This window comes from Variovorax sp. AC103, assembly GCF_979254005.1.
The window spans coordinates 30,629-33,127 of sequence record NZ_CEEDFC010000028.1; the positions used below are offsets into that span (position 1 = coordinate 30,629).

General features: G+C 70.3%; 2 protein-coding genes. One reads left to right on the plus strand and one right to left on the minus strand.

Features of this window, described 5'->3' with window-relative positions; translation table 11 throughout:
• The coding region (locus tag AC0IYU_RS30475; protein WP_472124992.1) for a YadA family autotransporter adhesin at window positions 1–1,519 on the plus strand (1,519 nt) is incomplete at its 5' end.
• Between the two features lie 44 nt (window positions 1,520–1,563).
• On the opposite strand, the gene AC0IYU_RS30480 is transcribed toward AC0IYU_RS30475, so the two are convergent.
• Window positions 1,564–2,499, minus strand: a 936-nt coding sequence (locus AC0IYU_RS30480; protein WP_472124995.1) for a YadA family autotransporter adhesin, incomplete at its 5' end; no start/stop codon positions are given.

Sequence of the window (2,499 nt, forward strand, 5' to 3'; positions counted from 1 at the left end):
GACTTCGACCTCCACGGGCCTCAGCACTGCAACCAGTGGCATCACAAGCCTGTCCACGGGCTTGAGCACGACGAACAGCAATGTGGGCAGCCTCTCCACCGGCCTGAGCACCACGAACAGCAACGTCGGCAGCCTGTCGACTTCCACATCGAGCGGCCTGAGCACCGCCACGAGCGGCATCGCCAGCCTCTCCACCGGCTTGAGCGGCTCGACCAGCGGCCTCGCCAGCCTGTCCACCGGCCTGAGCACGACGAACAGCAACGTGGGCAGCCTGTCGACCTCGACCTCCACCGGGTTGAGCACCGCGTCCAGCGGCATCGGCAGCCTGTCCACGGGCCTGAGCACCACCAACAGCAGCCTCAGCAGCCTGTCCACGAGCGTGATCGGCGCGAGCACCGGCTTCAACAGCCTCTCGACCGGGCTGAGCACCGCCAACAGCAACGTCGGCGACCTCAGCACGAGGATCAACAACATCAACGACACCGGCACCAAGTACTTCCATGCGAGCTCGACCGCGGCAGACGCCACGGCCAGCGGGCAGGAGGCGGTGGCGATAGGCCCGCAGTCGACAGCCAGCGGCGCGCGTTCGTTCGCGGCCGGCAACGGCGCCAGGGCCACCGCCGATGGCGCGGTGGCCGTGGGCTTCGGTGCGCAGGCCACGGGCGCGAACGCGATAGCCATCGGCTCCGGCGCATTGGCCACGGGCTCGCAGGCCATCGGTGCCAACGCGCGCGCGGGCGGCGGCGGCGTGGCCCTGGGCGACAACGCCGATGCGGGCGGCACGCCGCTCAGCAAGGCGCCGGCCGCGGCGCAGGGCACGGCCATCGGCTTCGGCGCGGTGGTGCAGCAGACCGGCGGGGTGGCGATCGGCGCAAGCTCGGTGGCGTCCGTCGCGGCCGGCGTGGCCGCCTACGTGCCGGCCAGCGCCACGCCCCTGCAGGCAACGGCCATCCGTGCGACCAACAGCACGCAGGCGGCGGTGTCGGTGGGCGACCCGGCGAGCGGGCAGTTCCGGCAGATCACCGGGGTGGCCGGCGGCACGGCCGACAGCGACGCGGCCAACGTCGCGCAGCTGAAGGCCACGGCCAACGCGGTCGTCGCCGGCAGCGCGCAGTACGCGAGCAACCCCGACGGGTCCGTCAACTACAACCAGCTCACGCTGGGCAACGGCCAGGCGCCCATCGGCACGCGCGTGAGCAACGTCGCGCCGGGCGTGCTTCCGGGCGATGCGGTCAACCTCGGACAGTTGCAGGGTGTGCAGGGCCAGCTGGGCGACGTGGCGCGCGTCGCCTACTCTGGCACGGCCATGGCCTTTGCGATGTCAGGCACCTACCTGCCCACGCTCTACGCCGGTGAGAAGACGGTCGGCGTGGGCCTGGGCAGCTACAAGGGCTACACGGCGCTTGCGCTGACCTTCAAGACGCTGTCGGACGACGGCAAGATGTCCTGGGGTGCGGGGGTGACGACCACCGGGAAGGAATGGGGCATCAACGCCGGCATCGGCTGGAAGTGGAACTGACGACCTGACAGGAGTGGCCAGCACGCTGGCCACCCCGGTGCGTGTTACCACTCGAAGCCGATCCCGACCGCGGCGCCGACGTCGCCGCGTGTCGTCGTGGTGCCGGTGGCGCGATAGGACCAGGCGCCGCTGGCGGAGCGCGCCGAAAAGCCCACCGCAATGGCCGTCTGGCCACCATAGGTCGCCGTGCCCAGGGCCAGCATCGATTTTCCGGGTGACGGCGCCGTCGGCAGCACACCCGCAGCCATTGCCGATGCGATGCCCGCGTTGGCTTCGCGTCGCAGCTGGCTGATGCGGCTGTCGGTGTAGTTGTTGGCCTGTGTCAGCGCGCGGCCGGCGGCCTGGTTCGACAGGCCTCTTGCCTGGCCGAGGTTCACTGCGTCGGTGTCTTCGGTGCCAGGCGCCACGTTGGCAATCTGGCGTTCGGCGCCGACCGACCCCACGGACACCGTGCGCGCCCGCGTGGCTTGCGAGCCTTCGCCGATCGCCACGCTGCCTTCTGCCGTTGCGTAGGCGTTGGCACCCAGCGCGATGCTGCCGGGGGCCGGGGCCCGGGCGCCCGCGCCAACCGCGACGCTGTTCTGCCCGGTGGCCTGGGCGTCGGCGCCTGCCGCCACGGCCCGGCTGCCAGGGGTCACTGTGGCGCGGTCGCTGCCGTCGCCCAGGTTGTCTGCCGCGAACATGCTGCCCTTCAGGTCGAGCTGGTCGAGCCGCTTGCCGACACGGCCGTCGAGTGCGACGAGATCTCCGGCCGTCTTCACCGTGGCGACCTTGTTGTCCGCTATGTCGGCGGTGTTCTGCGTCACACGGCCGTCGAGGCCTTGGATGTCCTGGGTGTTCTTTGTCGTCACGGCCTTGTTGTCGGCGATGTCGGTGGCGTTCTTGGTGATGTCGCCGGTGTTTTTGGCGATGTCAGTGGTGTTCTGCTTCACGCGACCATCCAGGCCTTGGATGTTCTCGGCATTCTTCGTGGTCGCGGC